Here is a 2,003-nt window from a genome sequence, read left to right on the forward strand (position 1 = left end):
CACCCCGGCCTTTATCCGAAGGTGATCGTGCATGGGCACACACCGGTGCCGGAGGCCGAAGTCATGGCCAACCGCGTCAATGTCGACACGCTCGCCTGGCATTCGGGAACGCTCAGCGCGCTCGTTGTCGACGGCGCGGAAAAGCGCATCCTGACGGTCGAAGGGCGGCCGTTCCAGTCATGATCCCGACTATGGGATCAGCTTTCCGTTTGTCGGGAAGGACCAGGCTTCAGCGAAGGGCGGCGGTGACGCCGTAGCCGTCGACGGCCTGATGATTGTTGGCGGCGTCGGCCGAATAGATGCCGAGGCCGCACAGGACGATGGCAGACAGCATAACAAAGGACAAAAGCGCTGCTTTCACGGACGTCATCTCTGGTTGAGCTTCCTGCATCTGTGCACGACCCGGTTACCAATGCGTTGAAACGATAAAATGCGTCTCAATGTTTCGACGATCTCGCGTTTCTAAGCAGATTCCGTATCGCCGGTGTGTCGCGCGGATCACACAGAAGGTTCATCGCGGTTGCACCGGCGATACAAAGCGCGCGCCTTCTAGGATGGCGCGCGGCCACAAACCAAGGATGAAAAGGGTTTTCCCCAGCCGGAACTGCCGTGGCGTGCCAATAATGTCACGCCGCCCCAGGTCGGTGTGCGCCAAAGTGGGAGATTCAGGTCAGGCCGAGCCGAAAACTATGGCTTTTGAGAACCGGAGCGGAGCGTACTTGAAGTACGTGAGCACCAGAAGCGCAGGAAGCCATTGTTTGCAGGCTGCCTCACCTGAATATCGACACGCTTCAGATGGTCGCCACCCAGGCGCGGGCAATGGCCAGACCGGCGGCGTCGGCATCGGAACCATTGCGGGTGATTTCGCCGTCGAGCCGATCGTTCCAGTCGGGATGGCGCTCGGCGATGAGGGAGGCGAAGGATGTGCTCCAGTCGCGCACCATCGGCGTATCCGCCTCGAAATGGAACTGGAAGCCGTAAACGGCGCGGCCAAGGCGGAAGGCCTGGTTCTCGGCGACGGCGCTGCCTGCCAGCCGCACGGCATTCTGCGGCAGCGCGAAGGTGTCGTCGTGCCATTCGAAGATCGGGAAATTCTCCGGCAAGGCTGCCAGCACCGGATCGGTCTTGGCCGCCGGCGTCAGTGACACCTGGTGCCAGCCGAACTCGGTGGCACCGCCGATCTGGTTCTCGCCGCCGAAGGCCCGCGCCAGCAACTGGCTGCCGAGGCAGATGCCGAGCACCGAGCGGTCCCTGTCGGCGAAGTCGCGGGTCAGATCGAGCAATTCGGGGAAATAGGGGCAAAGCTCGTCATCGAGCGCGTTCTGGGCGCCGCCCAGCACGACTATGGCGTCATGCTCGCCGCTGTGCTCGGGCAGGGCCTCGCCACGATAGGGCTTGCGCAGATCGATATCGGCGCCAGCCTCGACCAGTGCGGCGCCGATCTGGCCAAGGCCCTCATTGTCGAAATTCTGAACGACCAGGACGCGCATCGAAACCCTGCTGACATGATATTGATCCCGCGAGCGATATCATGGCGCCCGCATCGCAGCCAAGAAGGAACGCCTATGCCACTGCAGAACCGGGTCGATCCGTTCGGCGCAATCCACGCGGTGCCCGAACGCGGCCTGTTCACCGGCAATCGCGGCATCATCCACGACCCCGAGACGAAGACGCTGTTGAGGAAGCGCTGGGCGCTTCAGGCCTGGATCATCTGCGTGTGCCAATTTCGCAATGTGCGACGCGAGCCGATGGGCCGCAACAGGCAGGGCGGCAAGGCGGGCTGGACCGAGCTGTTCTTCCTCGACGAGGTGACGGCGCTTGCCGCCGGCCACCGGCCCTGCTTCTTCTGCCGGCGCGAACGGGCGAGCGACTTCGTCCGCCGCTTCGGCGGGGCGTTCGGCATCGCCGAGCCGCGCGCGCCGATGCTCGACAAGCGGCTGCACAGGGAGCGGCTGGCGGCTGGCGGCCAGCCGCCGGCGGTCAAGCCGGAAGCGCTGGCCGCC

The 2,003-nt window shown here is 64.1% G+C and carries 3 protein-coding genes and 1 pseudogene; 2 read left to right on the plus strand and 2 right to left on the minus strand.

The window, feature by feature from the left end; all coding sequences use genetic code 11:
• Positions 1-183, plus strand: a pseudogene (locus EN742_RS33235) (serine/threonine protein phosphatase); the annotation flags it as partial.
• Between the two features lie 46 nt (positions 184-229).
• Here the strand turns inward: EN742_RS33235 and EN742_RS33240 are convergent.
• Both EN742_RS33240 and EN742_RS33245 read right to left on the minus strand, forming a co-directional pair.
• The gene (locus EN742_RS33240; protein ID WP_006206855.1) at positions 230-370 is read right to left on the minus strand and encodes a hypothetical protein; all 141 of its coding nucleotides are present in this window, start codon (positions 368-370) and stop codon (positions 230-232) included.
• Between the two features lie 421 nt (positions 371-791).
• Positions 792-1,490, minus strand: coding sequence for a type 1 glutamine amidotransferase (locus EN742_RS33245; protein WP_127405312.1), 699 nt, complete (start codon positions 1,488-1,490; stop codon positions 792-794).
• Between the two features lie 75 nt (positions 1,491-1,565).
• On the opposite strand from EN742_RS33245, the gene EN742_RS33250 reads away from it, so the two are divergent.
• Positions 1,566-2,003, plus strand: a 438-nt coding sequence (locus EN742_RS33250) for a hypothetical protein (protein ID WP_128333786.1), incomplete at its 3' end; no start/stop codon positions are given.

This window comes from Mesorhizobium sp. M4A.F.Ca.ET.020.02.1.1 (assembly GCF_004022645.1).
GTDB lineage: Bacteria > Pseudomonadota > Alphaproteobacteria > Rhizobiales > Rhizobiaceae > Mesorhizobium.

Bases quoted from the DNA above. Each gene is read 5' to 3' on its own strand.
- EN742_RS33240 (WP_006206855.1), bottom strand. From the start codon at position 370: ATGACGTCCGTGAAAGCAGCGCTTTTGTCCTTTGTTATGCTGTCTGCC.
- EN742_RS33245 (WP_127405312.1), bottom strand. From the start codon at position 1,490: ATGCGCGTCCTGGTCGTTCAGAATTTCGACAATGAGGGCCTTGGCCAG.